The organism is Uliginosibacterium sp. H1 (genome assembly GCF_036017065.1).
GTDB lineage: Bacteria > Pseudomonadota > Gammaproteobacteria > Burkholderiales > Rhodocyclaceae > Uliginosibacterium.
On sequence record NZ_JAYXHR010000002.1, the window covers coordinates 1154230 to 1169971 of the forward strand.

Sequence of the window (15742 nt, forward strand, 5' to 3'; positions counted from 1 at the left end):
CGCCGGCTCCCCTGGGGCCGGCGCGCCAGCTGGCCGTGGCGTGACCGGCCAGGCGGCGTATGTGGCGGGTGTTCAGCTATATTCCTGCCGCATGATTCCGCGCATCGTCCTTTTCCTGTTGCTCGCCGCCGGCTCGGCCTGGTACTTCCTCGACTGGAATCCCGCGCACACCTGGCGGCAGATCCGCGGGCAGATCGCCGCACCGGAGCCGACCCCGATGTACCGCTGGCGCGATGCCAGGGGCGGCATCGTCTATGGCAACCAGCCGCCACCGGGCGTGAAGGCGGAGCGGGCCAGCGGTGGTACGGTCAGCGTGCTGACGCCACCGGTGCCCAGACCGCTGCCGGCGGCGGCACCGGCCGCTGCGTCCGACCCGCTGGCGGGCGGCAAGACGATCCGCGACCTGGCGACTGAGCGCGCCATCGAAGGCGCGACGAAGTAGGACGCCCCTCGAAGCAGGAAGTCGCCCGCGTCAGGACGCCACCCGGCCCCTTCCCGGCTTCCCGTATTCAGGCCCGCGCCAGTTTCACCTCGAAGAAACCTTCCTCCACGCCACGCGCATTGGTCGTGAATTCCAGCCAGCGGCAGGCCTCCGCGTTGCGGTCGGTGAAGTCGCCGAGGTCACGCGCGCTGCCCTTCTCGTTCAGCCAGTAGCTCTGCGTCGTCACCGCCTTGTGGCCCGTGGCCTCGAAGCGCCAGTGGATGTGGCGGCGCCGGCTGCCGTAGTTGGCCGGCACGATGCTGTCGAAAGCGAAGCGGCCTTGCGCATCGGTGGTGCCGATGCCGCGCAGGTTGATGTCCGCCGGCCGGTAGCGGCTGACGTCGCCGTTGCCATTGGGGTGGTAGTCGCCTCCCGCATCGCAGTGCCAGATTTCCACCTTGACGCCCGCCAGCGGCGTGCTGCCGTCGGCACCCCCCAGCACCACGCCGCTGACCCGCATCGGTTTGCCGCGCGCGCCGCGCGTGTTGATGTCGGTGGCCACCGCCACGTTGCGCACGTAGAAAGGCCCCTCGGTGGCAGCGCCGGTCGGCCCGCAGTCGGTGGCGCAGTTTGTGGCCGTGCAGGCCGGCTTGCGCTGGGCCCACAGGAGGCCGACCGGGGCAGCGGCGAACATCGCCGTAGCGGCATGAAGGAAACGACGACGAACTTCGCGGCGGGACATGGCACGGCTCCGGCGAGGGTTGATGCCGGCTTGGACGCGCGGCGTGCCGGCTGGTTCGCCGCCACGCCGCGTTTCACTGCGGCCCGTTGCCCGGTTGATGCTCCGGCGCCGAGGCGTACAGGTGGGTGCGCGGGTCCATCGCCAGGCTGAGGTGGCGTTCGTACTGGCGCAGCACGTCGGCCAGCATCTCCTGCTCCGTCAGGTACTGCACGTCGTAACCCTGGCGACCGTCGGCAAAGTAGGTCTCGGGCAGGAAGGTGTGTGGCCGCGACGACGCCGGCAGGCTGGCGTCGTGCAGGGCGAAGGCCGGCACTGCGCGGGTGGCGCAGCGCACGCCGTAGACGAAGCTGCGCAAGGTGTCGTGCGGCACGTCCAGCTGTACGGCGCCGTCCGCCGTCTCGGTCACCGTGGCGGCGACGCCGCGCCGCTGCAACTCGGCGGCCACCTTGTCCAGCGCCGGACGGACGGTGCCGGCGATGAAGCGTGCCACGTCCTCGGCCTTGGGCTGGTGAAGGATCTGGTCCAGGCGACGCAGCCACATGTCGCCGCGCCAGAACTGGGTGGCGGGCGCCAGCGCCTGCGAGAAATGCAGCCTGTCGACCGACATGCCGCGCCACAGGCCGACGCACAGCAACAGCATGATGGCGCAGAAGGGCAGGGCCGCGATGAGGGTCATCGTCTGCAGGGCCTTCAGCCCGCCGGCCGCCAGCAGGGCGGCGGCCGTGATGCCCAGCACCGCTGCCCAGAACAGCCGTTGCCAGACGGGCGAGCGTTCATCGCCGCCGCTGGCGATGTTGTCCACCACCATCGAGCCGGAGTCGGCGGAGGTGATGAAGAACAGGCTGATCAGCAGCACCGCCAGCCCGGAAGTGATGCCGGACAGCGGCAGGTAGTCGAGGAACGCGAACAGCAGGCCGTCGATGTTGCCGGCGGCCGTGCCCAGCGCTCCGCCCGCGGGGCCCATGTCCAGCCAGATGGCGGTGTTGCCGAACACGGTCATCCACAGCAGGTTGAAGGCGGTGGGCACCAGCAGCACGCCGATGATGAATTCGCGCACCGTGCGCCCGCGCGAGATGCGCGCGATGAACATGCCCACGAAGGGCGACCAGGAGATCCACCAGGCCCAGTACAGCAGGGTCCAGTCGGCGAACCAGCTGGCTTCGTGCGTGGGCGCGTAGGTGAAGGTGCGGAAGGTCATCGGCACCAGGTTGAACAGGTAGTTGCCGACGTTCTCGCTGAACGCGCTGAGCAGATGCACGGTGGGGCCGGTGGCCAGCACGAAGCACATCAGCAGGATGGCCGCGCCGATGTTGATCTCGCTGAGGATGCGCACGCCGCGCGCCACGCCGGTGGCCGCCGAGATGCCGGCCAGGCTGATGACGACGGCGATCAGGCCGAGCTGGAAGGCCTGGGTGCGCGTGTTCCAGCCCAGCAGCTCCTCCAGGCCGGCCGACAGCTGCATGACGCCGAAGCCCAGGGTGGTGGCGATGCCGAAGATCGTGCAGCACAGCGCGAAGACATCCACCGTGTGGCCGATGGGGCCGTTGATGCGCTCGCGCAGCAGCGGGTACAGGCCGGAGCGTACCGTCAGCGGCAGGTTGTAGCGGAAGCCGAAGTAGGCCAGCACCAGCCCCACCACCGCGTAGATGGACCAGGCATGCAGGCCCCAGTGGAAGAAGGTGACCTCCAGCGCCTCGCGCGCGCTGGCCATGCTGCGTGCATCCGTCGTCGGCGGGGCGAGGTAGTGCAGCATCGGTTCACCGACGCCGAAGTACATCAGGCCGATGCCCATCCCGGCGGCGAACAGCATGGCCAGCCAGGCCCGCATGCCGAATTCCGGCCTGGCGTCATCGGGCCCGAGGCGGATGCGCCCGAAGCGGCTGCTGGCGATGAGCAGCAGCACGCCGATGAAGCAGGCCACCGACAGCGTGTAGAACCAGCCGAAGTGGCTGCTGATCCACGCCTGCGCCGTGCCCAGCAACTGCTCGGCGAGTCGCGGCGACCACACGCACAGGAGGCTGAGCACGCCGACGATGACGATGCCCGGCAGGAACACGGGCAGGCGGAAGGTGCAGCGTGGCGCCTCGGGGGGCTGGGACATCTGGCGTCTCCTTGATGCGTGCCGGGTCGTATTGTCGCCGGCCCGCTGCCGGCATGCCTTGATGATGGTCTATGCGCGGGTCATTGTCTGCCGGTAGCGCCCGTCGTCGATGCAGCGCAAGGGCGCGCGCAGGGCGGCGATCCGGCTCCGGATCTGCGTGGGCGTGCAGGCCAGCGGGTCGGTGTCGTCGCTGGCGCAGGCCATGAGCCAGGGGCCACCGTACAGCGGTACGTCCGTATGGATGAGGCACACGATCCTGAAGCTTGCCTGCAACCGCGCCAGCAGCGTGTCGATGCGCTGTGCGTGCGCGACCGGATGGCCGAGGTGCAGGCTGAGCAGGCCACCAGCGCGTAGCAGCCGCTTGCATGCGGCGAGGAAGTCCGCGCCGTACAACCCGCTGGCGGGGCTGTCCTCCGGGTCGGTCAGGTCGAAGACGACGAGATCGACGCTGGCGGCGGGCGCATCGACAACGTAGTCGCGGGCATCACCGATGCGCAGTTGCAGGCGTGGATCGTCGAAGGCACCGGCCGGCAGCGACGGCAGCCAGCGACGGCTCATCTCGACCACCGCTGCGTCCAGCTCGGCCACCACGACGGTCTGCAGGCCCGGGTACTTCAGCATTTCGCGGGCCGAGGCGCCGTCGCCACCGCCCAGTACCAGCGCATCGCAAGGCGCCGGGTGGGCGAGGCCGGGCATGTGGACCAGCGGTTCGTGGCAGCGGTGCTCGTCGGCGGTGGCGGCCATCGCGTGGCCGTCCAGCCGGTACAGGCGGCCATGGTCCGGGCTGTCCCAGACCTCCCACGCCTGGTGCGCGCTGCGCCCCTGGGCGACGCAGGTGCTGACGCGCAGGCGTTGCCTGACAGCGTCCCCGGGCGGTAGCTCCAGCCAGATGAAAGGCTCGTGCATGTCTGACAACTCGGGCGTGAAAGCTGCACCAAAGGGCAGGGCTCTGCGCAGGCGGAAAGGCTTACCGAAATCACTAGGGTAAGCCCGCATCGGCAGGATGAGGGCACACCCCGGAGCGAATCGTGGCGACGCATTGCAGGATAGAACTCGATGGCGACCTCACCGTGCACCGCGTGGCCGAATGGTGGCCGCGCCTGCTGGCCAGCCTTTCCCCCGGCACCGACCTGTGCGTGGGCCTGGCCGGTGCAGCGCGCATCGACAGTGCGGGCGTGCAGTTGCTGCTGATGCTGCGTCGGGAGGCGGCGGCACGCCGGATGAACCTGCAGCTCGAAGACATCCGGCCGGAGGTGCACGCCCTGCTCGAGTTCTACCGCCTGGACCCCGGCGGGCCCGTGGCGTCCCCGGAGTCCTGCGAGTGAGCGCGACCGCTGACGATTTCGACAGCAGCTTCCTGAGCGAGAGCGGTGAACAGCTCGCCCTGCTGGAGAGCCTGCTGCTGCAACTGGAGCGCAGTCCCGGCGATGCGGCGCTGGCCGACGCGCTGCTGCGCAGCGCGCATACCCTCAAGGGGAGCGCCGGCATGATGGGGCTGGCGGAGATCGAACAACTGGCCCACGCGCTGGAAAGCGTGCTGGAGCGGCTGCGCAGCGGCGCGCTGGCGGCGGTCGGTGCCCCCGTCAGTGACCTGCTGGTGGCGGTGGACCTGTTGCGCAAGCTGGTGGGCTCGTGGTCGCTCGGCGACCCGGCGGGCCTGCGCCTGTACGAGACCGAGCGCCTGCGCGTGCAGGAGGGGCTGGCGCGCCATGCCGGGCTCACCGTCGTCCGCACGGAAGTCGTGCCCACGGCAAGCGGTGCCGATGTGTGGACGCTGGAGCTGTCCTTCGAGCCGGGCGTCCTGCGGCAGGGGCTGGACCCCGCCTACTTCCTGCAGCACCTCACCCACCTGGGCCGCATCCTCGACCTGAGGGTGCACCAGGAGGATCTGCCACTGGCCGCGCAGTACCAGCCCGAGGACTGCTACCTGCGCTTCACGGTGCTGCTGGAAACCAGCGCCGACAAGGCCGACATCGAGCACGTCTTCGCCTTCGTGCGCAGCGACTGTCACCTGCGCATGCATCCGCCACCGGAGCGCCACCGGGCGCTGCTGTCGCGCATCCGTGCCTTGCCGGAAGGGCGCCAGCGGCTGGCCGAACTGCTGGTCGAGGTGGGTGCGATCACCGACGAGGAGATGCGCCGTGCGCTGGCCCTGCAGGCGTCCGGCGCCCACCCGCGCAGCATCGGCGAGGTGCTGGTGGACGCAGGCTTCGTCGATGGCGAACTGGTGGCCGCCGCTGTCGAGAAGCAGGCCGACAACCGCGCGCGCCAGGCCGGCGAGGTGGAGACCGTGCGGGTGCCGCGCGAATCGCTGGAGGAACTGCTGGCCCTGGTCTTCAATATGGCCCAGGTGGCGCGCAACGTGCAGACCCAGGCCGAGCGCGGTGGCTCGTCCCTGCATGGCGAGCTGGAGGCGATGGACATGCTGGCCGGCGAAGCGGTGGGCACTGCGCGCCGCCTGCTGATGCTGCCGGTACGCGAAGCCTTCCGCCGCTCGCACCGCGTGCTGCGCGATCTGGCGCGCGAGCTCGGCAAGGAAGTGGAACTGAGCCTGCAGGGCGAAGAACTCGAAGTGGATCGCCTGCAGGTGGAGCGCCTTGGCGAAGTGGTGCTGCACTTGCTGCGCAATGCGCTGGACCATGGCATCGAGACACCCGCCGAGCGCGAAGCGGTGGGCAAGGCACGCTGCGGGCGCATCACCGTGAGCCTGCAACGCGACGGCGACAGCCTAGCGATGACCCTGGCCGACGATGGCCGCGGCATCGACCACGAACAACTGCGCCAGCGCGCGGTGGAACGCGGACTGCTGCGTGCCGGGTCGCAACACAGCGAGGCGGAGCTGCTGGAGCTGATCTTCTCGCCGGGCTTCTCCACCGCGCGTGACATCACCCACGTGTCCGGGCGCGGCGTCGGCCTCGATGTCGTGCGCGAAACCCTGCGCGCACTGCGGGGTGACGTCACCGTATCGACCCGGCCCGGCGCCGGCACCACCTTCACCCTGCGCCTGCCCGCGTCGGCGGCGCAGCGCACCCTGCTGGCCGACGGTAGCTGGCTGGTGGTGGACCACACTCAACGCAGCATCCACTACAAGGCCGCCTGAGCATGCACACCCTGCCTCCCGGGACTTCCCGCGTCACGCGTCCGGCCATCCGCGTGCTGGTCGTCGACGATTCCGTGCTGGTCCGACAGGCTGCGCGCGAGCTGCTGGACGCGCAGCCGGACATCCGCGTCATCGACGTGGCGTTCGATCCCATCCACGCGATGGAACGCATGCAGCAGGAATGGCCGGACGTCATCGTGCTGGACCTGGAGATGCCGCGCATGGACGGCCTGAGCTTCCTGCGCAAGCTGATGGCCGAGCGACCGACGCCGGTGGTGGTGTGCTCCAGCCTGGTCGGCCATGGTGCGCAGGCCGGCATCGACGCGCTGGCCGCCGGCGCGGTGAGCCTGATCCCGAAACCCAAGATCGGTGTGCGCCAGTTCTTCGAGGATGAGTCCCTGAGCATCGTGGCCGCGGTGCGCGCCGCCGCCCAGGTCCGCATCAGCCAGGTCCGGCGCCTGCCGCCGGTGCCCGTGCCCACGCAGGCGTTGGTCAAGGAGCCGCTGCCGCGGCAGGCCACGGCAGGAGGCGACCGCGTCATTGCGCTGGGCGCGTCCACCGGGGGTACGCAGGCGCTGGAAACCCTGCTCACCGCTTTGCCCGAGCGCATGCCCGGCATCGTCATCGTGCAGCACATGCCGGACGGTTTCACGAAGATGTTCGCGCGGCGGCTCGACAGCCTGTGCAAGCTGCAGGTGCGCGAAGCCGTGCACGGTGAACGCGTGCTGCCGGGCCTCGCGCTCATCGCGCCGGCCGGTCGCCAGATGCGTCTGGTACGGGAAGGCGGCGGCTACACGGTGGATGTGGTCGACGGGCCGGTCATCAACCGTCACCGGCCCTCGGTGGATTGTCTCTTCGGCTCGGTCGCGCGGGCTGCCGGCCGCAACGCCATCGGGGCACTCATGACCGGCATGGGCGACGACGGCGCCCTGGGGCTGAAGGAGATGTTCGACGCGGGTGCGATGACCATCGCCGAAGCGGAGGAGAGCTGCGTGGTGTTCGGCATGCCGCGCGAGGCGATCCGCCGCGGCGCAGCGCGCCAGGTGGTGCCGCTACCCGGCATTGCCGGCGCCTTGCAGGAGTGGTCCCGCAACCCGGCCCTGGCCGGCGCGCAATGAACCCAATGTAAAACGCCCGGACAAGCCGGGCGTTTCTTCAGGTGCTGCCAATCACGCCAAGCGCATGCCGCGCAGGCGGGCGATGCGTTCCTCGGTCGGCGGGTGCGTCGAGAACAACCCGCGCAGGCCGCCGCCGGACAGCGGGTTCATGATCATCATCTGACCGGTTTCCGGGTGCGCCTCCGCGGTGTGCATCGGAATGCCGCGCGCGTAGTAGTCGATCTTCTGCAGCGCGTCGGCCAGCGCATGCGGGTCACCGCTGATCTCCGCACCACCACGGTCGGCCTCGAACTCGCGGGCACGCGAGATCGCCATCTGGATCAGGCTGGCCGCCAGCGGCGCGAGGATCGCCACCAGGATGCCGACGATGGGGTTCGCCGGACGGCCCTCGCTGTCGCGACCGCCGAAGAACATCGCGAAGTTGGCGAGCGCGGAGATCGCACCGGCCAGCGTGGCGGAGATCGTCGAGATCAGGATGTCGCGGTGCTTCACGTGGGCCAGCTCGTGCGCCATCACGCCGCGTAGCTCGCGCTCCGACAGCAGTTGCAGGATGCCGGTGGTGGCCGCGACGGCGGCGTTCTCCGGGTTGCGGCCGGTGGCGAATGCGTTGGGCTGGTTCTCGTTGATGAGATACACCTTGGGCATCGGCAACTGGGCACGCTGCGCCAGCTCGCGCACCATGTTGTACAGGTAGGGCGAGGTCGTCTCGTCGACCTGCTGCGCGTTGTACATGCGCAGCACCATCTTGTCGGAGAACCAGTACGAAAAGACGTTCATCGCGCCGCCGAAGACGAGCGCGAGGATCATGCCCTGCTGACCGCCCAGCGCGGCACCGATCATGCCGAACAAGGCCACGATGCCGGCCATCAGGACCGCGGTCTTGAACCAGTTGAACATCTGCTTAACCTTCCTTTCAGGAGTCGAGCGCGCTCATGCACGCCCAGCTTAGATGCGGGCGGCGCGCAAAAGATTCAAGTTGTTTTTCAGGCGCTTGGCAGCTCGAAGCGGGTGCCCGCGGCGAGCGGGAAGCCGCGCAGGAAGTCGGCCGCCGGCAGGCGCTTGCCGCCCGGTTTCTGCAACTGGGTCAGGCGCAGCGCGCCGCTGCCGCAGGCCACCACCACCCCGCTGCCGTCGGCGCGTAGCACCGTGCCCGGCTCGTCATGCAGATCCACCGCCTCGCCGGCCCACAACTTCAGTACGGTGCCAGAGATGCTGCCGCTGCAGCCGGGAAAGGGATCGAAGGCCCGCAGCTTGTTGGCCAGTCGCGGCGCTGTCAGGCGGAAATCCAGGGCGGATTCGGCCTTGCTGATCTTGGCGGCGTAGGTGACGCCAGCATCCGGCTGGGCAGTCGCCGGCAGGGCGCCGTTCCGCAACTTGTCGAGCGCATCGATGATCATGCGCGCGCCCAGCGTGGCGAGCTTGTCGTGCAGGCTGCCGCCGTTGTCGTCCGGCAGGATGGGCAGCGCTTCCTTCAGCAGCATGGCCCCGGTATCCACGCCGATGTCCATCTGCATGATGGTGATGCCGCTTTCCGCGTCGCCGGCCTCGATGGCGCGCTGGATCGGCGCCGCACCGCGCCAGCGCGGCAGCAGGGAGGCATGGATGTTGATGCAGCCCAGGCGGGGCAGCTCCAGCACGGCTTGCGGCAGCAGCAGGCCGTAGGCCGCCACGACCAGCACGTCCGGTGCGCAGGCGGCCAGGGCAGCTTGCTGTTCCGGCGTGCGCAGTTTCTCGGGCTGGTCGACCGGCAGGCCGTGTTCCAGCGCCACCCGTTTCACCGCGCTGGGCTGCAATTGCATGCCGCGGCCGGCGGGGCGGTCGGGCTGGGTCAGCACCAGTGGAACCGCGTAGCCGGCCGAGAGGATGGCGCGCAATGCCTCGGCGGCGAACTCCGGCGTGCCGGCGAAAGCGACTTTCATGGGACGGCCCTCAGGCGCTGATGCGGCTGCGCTTCTTCAGCTTGCCCTTGATGCGGTTTTGCTTCAGCGGGGACAAGTACTCGACGAACACCTTGCCATCCAGATGGTCGATCTCATGCTGGATACAGACCGCCAGCAGGCCTTCGGCTTCCAGTTCGAAGGCCTGGCCTTCGACATTCAGGGCCTTGACCGTCACGAACTCGGCGCGGGCCACCTTCTCGTAGATGCCGGGCACCGACAGGCAGCCCTCTTCGCATACCTGTTCGCCACGTTTCTCGACGATTTCCGGGTTGATGAAGGCCATCAAGCCGCTCTTGTCCTCGGAGACATCGATGACCAGCACCCGCTCATGCACATTCACCTGCGTGGCGGCCAGGCCGACGCCGGGCGCGGCATACATGGTTTCGGCCATGTCACGGACCAGTTTGCGGATGCGTTCATCCACGTTTGTCACCGGTTTGGCGACGGTATGCAGACGTTCGTCGGGATAATGCAGGATTGGCAGCAAGGCCATTGTTCAATCAACCTCTCAAATTACCGGCAACCGAGGCCGATAAGTCCCTCGGTACGCCTGTTTTTCACACTCCCCCATTCGTCAGAAAACCTTGATGGGTGAGGGAACTACGTGCAGAATCTAAAGCAAAACATGAATGTTCGCAGGGTTTTAGCGGAGTTTCTCCGTCGCCGCTGCGCATTCTTTCGACCGGGCCTGGTGGCCCGGTAAAGAAGATCGGGGCCTCGATAATGCGAATTGTAACCGCGCTGCTGCTTGCCCTTACCGCGTCGGCCGTCCACGCCGCTCCGGAAGACATTGCCGACAACGCGCCCGACAGCTACACCGTCCAGAAGGGCGACACGCTGTGGGGTATTTCCGGTCGCTTCCTCAAGCAACCCACGCGCTGGCCGGAAGTCTGGCGCATGAACCGCGACCAGATCCGCAATCCCCACCTCATCTACCCGGGGCAGGTTGTCGTGCTGGACCGTCTGGCCGGTACGTTGTCGATCGGCAGCCAGGACAGCGGGGTTGCGGGCGGCACGGTACGGCTGTCGCCGCAGGTGTATTCCACACCGGTCGACAATCCCATCGCCAGTGTGCCGATGGACGTAATCCGCCCGTTCCTCACCGAACCGCTGGTCGATGAGCAGCCGGATAGCCCCAACCTTCCCTCGGTGGTTGCCGTCCAGCAGGAGCGTATTGTTGCGAGCCTCGGCGACACCGTATTTGCACGTTACCTGCAGCCTGGGATCGACAACTGGCAGATCTATCGCCGTGCTGCGCCGATCCGCGATCCGCGGACCAACCAGATCCTCGCTTTCGAGGCTCAGTACGTGGGTGCGGCTCGCACTACTTCGTTGATCACGCCGGGGGTCTCGACTGCACTGCAGGTCATCGATTCAAGGGAAGAGGTCAATATCTCTGATCGCATGGTTCCGATGACGAAGGTCGATAGCTTCAACTACCCGCCGCATGCGCCCCCGGCTGGTATCAATGGCCACATTGCGACCATCTACGGTGGGGTTGGCGAAACGGGTCGCTACGGCGTGGTGACATTCAATATCGGCAAGCAGCAAGGCCTGGAGCCTGGGCACGTATTTGCGATCTATCGCAGCCGTGAGCCGGTGGTGTATCGCTCCGAGGGGCGTCCCGAGACACATATCATTCCGGAGGCCCGCTATGGCATCGCTTATGTATTCCGGGTGTTCAACCGGATATCGTATGCGCTGATCATGAATGCCGATGTTCCCGTTCGTCCTGGTGACGCAGTCCGCGCTCCCTGATCTACTGCCGGGGTGAGTTCCCCTCCCCCTTCTGAGCTTGAAGACTGGTTGCGCCTGGCTTTGGTGCCAGGCGTGTCTGCCGAATGCCAGCGTCGCCTTCTGGCGGCGTTCGGGCTTCCCGCGCAGGTCTTTGCGTCGGGTCGCCTGGCGCTCGCCAGCGTCGTCGGAGAAGAGATCGCTGATCTGCTTCATCGCCACGACAACCGCGCCGAGGTCGATGCTGCCCTTGCCTGGGCAGCGCAGCCGGGCAACGCTGTCCTCACGCTGATCGACCCCGACTATCCCCAGTCGTTGCTGCAAGGCGCAGATCCGCCCTGCCTTCTGTATGCCAAGGGTCGGCTTGAACTCGCGAACCGGTCTGCCGTCGCGATGGTTGGCGCGCGCAACGCGACTGCGCAGGGCGAGCGCAATGCAGAGGCCTTTGCCCATGCGCTGGCCGATGCCGGCCTGTCCGTTGTCAGCGGCCTGGCGTTGGGCATCGACGCTGCGGCGCATCGGGGTGGTTTGCAGGGGCAGGGCAGCACCATTGCAATCATCGGGACGGGGGCCGACCGTATCTATCCCGCGCGCAACCAGAAACTGGCCCGCCAGATCGCGGAAGAGGGCCTGGTGCTGAGCGAGTTTCCGCTGGGCACTCCACCGATTAACTACAACTTCCCCAAGCGCAATCGCATCATTGCTGGTTTGTCGCGCGCCACGCTGGTCGTCGAGGCTGCCATCGGCAGCGGTTCGCTGATCACTGCCAGGCTGGCCGGCGAGATGGGGCGTGAGGTGATGGCGATTCCCGGCTCCATTCATTCGCCGCTGTCCAAAGGCTGTCACCAGCTCATCAAACAGGGTGCGAAGCTGGTCGAGAGCGCACAGGACGTGCTGGAGGAACTGAACTGGGCCGCATCGCCTGCCCCGGTGCGTCAGGCAGAACTCCTGGCGCCGCACGCCGACCCGGCGGCCGCGCGCGTCTTGCAATCCATCGGCCACGACCCCATTGATCCAGACACGCTTCTGCAGCAGGCTGGCTTGACGGCCGATGCGCTCTTCGCCATCCTGACGACACTGGAGCTTGATGGTCGCGTGGCGCGTTTGCCGGGCGGTCGTTTCCAGCGAGTCGATTGAGTCGCGTGCCACCGCCGGGTGGCGCCAAGGCGCAAGGCACTGTCCGAGCGCTTCAACCGGGGCCTCTTATGATCGACATTCTGGTTTATCTGTTTGAAACCTATGGCTATGCAGATGCCTGCCCGGCCGAACCTGACCAACTCCACCGCAAGCTGACCGCCGCCGGATTCGAAGAGGGCGAGGTCGATAGCGCCATCGAATGGCTGGAAGGCCTGCGCACGACGGCGACCGTCACCGTTGCGGCACTCCCGGGCCAGCAGTCGTTCCGTATCTACAGCGACGAGGAATGTCATCGCCTGGACGCCAGCTGCCGCGGTTTCCTGCATTTCCTGGAAACGGCCGGCGTGCTGGATGCTGGTCGTCGCGAAATGATCATCGAACGCGCGCTGGCCATGCCGGGCGAGGAAATCTCGCTGGGCAGCTTCAAGGTCATCGTGTTGATGGTCATGTGGCAGCAGCAGGCCAGCATGGATACCTTGATCCTCGAAGAACTCCTCACCGACGAAGCTGACGAGTTCGACGACGAGGACAGCGAGTACCTGCTGGTTCATTGAACAGCCTTCTTGCCGGTGGTCTGCGCTTGCGCGGGCCGCGCGGCGCCTTCTATCATCGGCCCCCAACCCACGCGGGACGCCGGATGCAGCACTCTTCCCCGCTTTCCTGACCATCGGGCCGTGTCCGCCATGCCCGCTGGTCCGCTTGTAGCGCAGACATGAGCAAACAGCTGATCATTGCCGAGAAACCCTCCGTCGCCCAGGACATCGCCCGGGCCCTTGGTGGCTTTACCCGGGAGGGGGATTACTTCGAGAGCGAGGAGTACGTGCTCTCCTCGGCGATCGGCCACCTGCTCGAACTGGCGGTGCCCGACGAGTACGAAGTGAAGCGCGGCAAGTGGAGCTTCGCGCATCTGCCGGTCATCCCGCCGCGCTTCCAGCTCAACCCGGTGGAGCGGACCGCCGAGCGCCTGCGCCTGCTGACGCGCCTGATCAAGCGCAAGGACGTGACCGGGCTCGTGAATGCCTGTGACGCGGGACGCGAAGGCGAGTTGATCTTCACCTATATCGCCGAGCACTCCGGCACCGCCAAGCCCATCCGTCGCCTGTGGTTGCAGAGCATGACGACGCAGGCGATCCGCGACGGCTTCCAGGCCCTGCGCGCCGGCAGCGAGACCAGCGGCCTGCGCGAAGCGGCGATGTGCCGCGCCGAGAGCGACTGGCTGATCGGCATCAACGGCACGCGCGCCATGACTGCCTTCAATTCGAAGACCGGCGGCTTCCACCTGACAACGGTGGGGCGTGTGCAGACGCCGACGCTTGCCATCGTCATCGAACGTGAAGAGCGCATCCGCAAGTTCAAGTCGCGCGACTACTGGGAAGTCGAGGCACGCTTCGGCGTCACGGCAGGCGAGTATGTCGGCAAGTGGTTCGACGAGGGTTACAGGAAGCCGGACGACGACGAGCACGCCCGCGCCGACCGCATCTGGGACAAGGCGCGCGCCGATGCCGTCAAGGCGAAGTGCGACGGCCAGCCGGGCAAGGTCGAGGAAGAGGCCAAGCCCTCGACCCAGCTGTCGCCCCTGCTGTTCGATCTCACCAGCCTGCAGCGGGAAGCCAACGGCCGCTTCGGCTTTTCGGCACGCACCACGCTGCAGATCGCGCAGGCGCTGTACGAGAAGCACAAGGTGCTGACCTATCCGCGTACCGATGCACGCGCGCTGCCGGAGGACTACATCGGACAGGTGCCCAGCATCCTCGGTGCGCTGCCGGACCAGTACACGAATTTCTCGACCGAGATCCTCAAGCGTGGCTGGGTCAAGGCCAACAAGCGCATCTTCAACAACGCCAAGATCTCGGACCACTTCGCGATCGTGCCGACCGGTGCGCAGCCTAAGACGCTGTCCGAAGCCGAGTGGAAGATCTACGACCTCGTCACCAAGCGTTTCCTTGCCGTGTTCTATCCGGCAGCCGAGTACATGGTGACCACCCGCATCACCCGCGTGGCGGGCGAAGCCTTCAAGACCGAGGGCAAGGTGCTGGTGAATCCCGGCTGGCTGGCCATCTATGGCAAGGAAGCTGCGAGTGAAGGGGTCGAAGGGGAAGGCGCGACCGGCTCGCTGGTGGCCGTGAAGCCGGGCGAGGGGGCTGCGACCGACGAAATCGTCGTGCGCGCCATGCAGACCAAGCCGCCGGCGCGCTACAACGAAGCCACGTTGCTCTCCGCGATGGAAGGCGCCGGCAAGCTGGTGGAGGACGAGGAGCTGCGCGAAGCGATGAGCGCACGCGGTCTTGGCACGCCGGCTACGCGTGCGCAGATCATCGAGAACCTGATCGCCGAAACCTACATGCTGCGCGAGGGCCGCGAGCTGATTCCGACGGCCAAGGGTTTCTCGCTGATCACGCTCCTCAAGGGGCTGGGCGTTACCGAGCTGTCCTCGCCGGAGCTGACCGGCGAGTGGGAATACAAGCTCGCCCAGATGGAGAAGGGTGAGCTGTCGCGCGCGGATTTCATGGAGCACATCGTGTCCATGACGCGCGACATCGTGGAGCGCGCCAAGACCTACGATTCCGACACCATTCCGGGTGACTTCGGCATCCTGAAGTCGCCCTGCCCGAAGTGCGGCGGCCTGATCCGCGAGAACTACAAGAAGTTCCAGTGCAGCGACTGCGACTACGGTCTGTGGAAGATCGTCGCCGGTCGCCAGTTCGAGCCGGCCGAGATCGAGACGCTGCTGACGACGGGGCGCGTCGGCCCGCTGGCGGGTTTCCGCAACAAGATGGGGCGCGCGTTCTCCGCCGAGATCCGCCTCAACGACGACAAGCTGCCGGAGTTCGACTTCGGCCAGCCGCGGGAGGGCGAGTCGGTGGAAGCGCCGGACTTCTCCGGCCAGGAAAGTCTCGGCACTTGCCCGAAATGCGGCTCGCCGGTCTATGAGCACGGCCTGTCCTACGTCTGTGAGAAGTCGGTCGGCCCGGAGAAGAGCTGCGACTTCCGTTCCGGCAAGCTGATCCTGCAGCAGCCCATCGAGCGGGAGCAGATGCAGAAGCTGCTGACGGCGGGCAAGACCGACCTCTTGAAGGAGTTTGTCTCCGCGCGCACCCGTCGCAAGTTCTCCGCCTATCTCAAATGGGATGCGGCGGCAGGCAAGGTCGGGTTCGAGTTCGAACAGAAGGCGCCGCGTGCGACGGCCAAGAAAGCGCCGGCCAAGGCGGGCGCGAAGAGCGCCGGGGCGGACGCTGCCGAGACCGCATCGGAGGAAAAGGCCGTGGCCAAGACGACGAAGGCCGCCAAGACCAGCAAGACAACGAAGGCCAAGGCCACGAAAGCCACCACCAAGAGCGCCACGGCCAAGAGCACGGCAACGAAGCGGACCAAGGCAGACGCCTGACCCGTCCCGAAGCCCAAAACAAAAGGCGCGACCTCATGGTCGCGCCTTTTGTTTTTCCGTCGTA

General features: G+C 67.2%; 14 protein-coding genes. 8 read left to right on the forward strand and 6 right to left on the reverse strand.

The features are described 5' to 3' along the window. The first annotated feature begins 91 nt into the window (after positions 1-91). Positions 92-442: a DUF4124 domain-containing protein gene (locus VVD47_RS14805; RefSeq protein ID WP_327604258.1), complete on the forward strand. Its 351-nt coding sequence runs from the start codon at positions 92-94 to the stop codon at positions 440-442. A 67-nt stretch (positions 443-509) separates the two neighbouring features. Here VVD47_RS14805 and VVD47_RS14810 read toward each other — a convergent pair whose 3' ends face one another. The 3 genes from VVD47_RS14810 to VVD47_RS14820 all read right to left on the reverse strand — a co-directional run bounded on the left by VVD47_RS14810 (position 510) and on the right by VVD47_RS14820 (position 4170). Then, positions 510-1163 (reverse strand): dioxygenase family protein, encoded by a 654-nt coding sequence (locus tag VVD47_RS14810; RefSeq protein ID WP_327604259.1) that lies wholly within the window; start codon positions 1161-1163, stop codon positions 510-512. Positions 1164-1236: 73 nt separating this feature from the next. Next, on the reverse strand, positions 1237-3264 hold the full coding sequence (locus tag VVD47_RS14815; RefSeq protein ID WP_327604260.1) for a BCCT family transporter: 2028 nt from the start codon (positions 3262-3264) through the stop codon (positions 1237-1239). A 69-nt stretch (positions 3265-3333) separates the two neighbouring features. Then, positions 3334-4170 (reverse strand): polyamine aminopropyltransferase, encoded by an 837-nt coding sequence (locus tag VVD47_RS14820; protein ID WP_327604261.1) that lies wholly within the window; start codon positions 4168-4170, stop codon positions 3334-3336. A gap of 122 nt (positions 4171-4292) precedes the next feature. Here VVD47_RS14820 and VVD47_RS14825 point away from each other — a divergent pair, with 122 nt between their 5' ends. Genes VVD47_RS14825 through VVD47_RS14835 form a run of 3 tightly spaced genes read left to right on the forward strand, consistent with a single transcriptional unit; the run spans position 4293 to position 7482 of the window. Then, on the forward strand, positions 4293-4589 hold the full coding sequence (locus VVD47_RS14825) for an STAS domain-containing protein (protein WP_327604262.1): 297 nt from the start codon (positions 4293-4295) through the stop codon (positions 4587-4589). Further along, on the forward strand, positions 4586-6364 hold the full coding sequence (locus tag VVD47_RS14830; protein ID WP_327604263.1) for a chemotaxis protein CheA: 1779 nt from the start codon (positions 4586-4588) through the stop codon (positions 6362-6364). Before VVD47_RS14825 ends, VVD47_RS14830 begins: the two co-directional genes overlap by 4 nt. A 2-nt stretch (positions 6365-6366) precedes the next feature. Next, on the forward strand, positions 6367-7482 hold the full coding sequence (locus tag VVD47_RS14835; RefSeq protein ID WP_327604264.1) for a protein-glutamate methylesterase/protein-glutamine glutaminase: 1116 nt from the start codon (positions 6367-6369) through the stop codon (positions 7480-7482). Between the two features lie 51 nt (positions 7483-7533). On the opposite strand, the gene htpX is transcribed toward VVD47_RS14835, so the two are convergent. From htpX to def, 3 genes are all read right to left on the reverse strand, one after another. Further along, complete coding sequence (gene htpX / locus VVD47_RS14840; protein ID WP_327604265.1) at positions 7534-8379, reverse strand: zinc metalloprotease HtpX; 846 nt, start codon at positions 8377-8379, stop codon at positions 7534-7536. 86 nt (positions 8380-8465) lie between these two features. Next, on the reverse strand, positions 8466-9401 hold the full coding sequence (gene fmt / locus VVD47_RS14845) for a methionyl-tRNA formyltransferase (protein WP_327604266.1): 936 nt from the start codon (positions 9399-9401) through the stop codon (positions 8466-8468). 10 nt (positions 9402-9411) lie between these two features. After that, on the reverse strand, positions 9412-9915 hold the full coding sequence (gene def / locus VVD47_RS14850) for a peptide deformylase (RefSeq protein ID WP_327604267.1): 504 nt from the start codon (positions 9913-9915) through the stop codon (positions 9412-9414). 230 nt (positions 9916-10145) lie between these two features. On the opposite strand from def, the gene VVD47_RS14855 reads away from it, so the two are divergent. From VVD47_RS14855 to VVD47_RS14870, 4 genes are all read left to right on the forward strand, one after another. Then, positions 10146-11180 carry a LysM peptidoglycan-binding domain-containing protein gene (locus VVD47_RS14855; protein ID WP_327604268.1) on the forward strand — a complete coding sequence of 345 codons (1035 nt, stop codon included), beginning with the start codon at positions 10146-10148 and terminating at the stop codon, positions 11178-11180. A 72-nt stretch (positions 11181-11252) separates the two neighbouring features. Continuing rightward, complete coding sequence (dprA, locus tag VVD47_RS14860) at positions 11253-12293, forward strand: DNA-processing protein DprA (RefSeq protein ID WP_327604269.1); 1041 nt, start codon at positions 11253-11255, stop codon at positions 12291-12293. Positions 12294-12361: 68 nt separating this feature from the next. Continuing rightward, on the forward strand, positions 12362-12847 hold the full coding sequence (locus VVD47_RS14865; protein ID WP_327604270.1) for a DUF494 family protein: 486 nt from the start codon (positions 12362-12364) through the stop codon (positions 12845-12847). Between the two features lie 158 nt (positions 12848-13005). After that, positions 13006-15678 (forward strand): DNA topoisomerase III, encoded by a 2673-nt coding sequence (locus VVD47_RS14870; RefSeq protein ID WP_327604271.1) that lies wholly within the window; start codon positions 13006-13008, stop codon positions 15676-15678. The last annotated feature ends 64 nt before the right edge of the window (positions 15679-15742 follow it).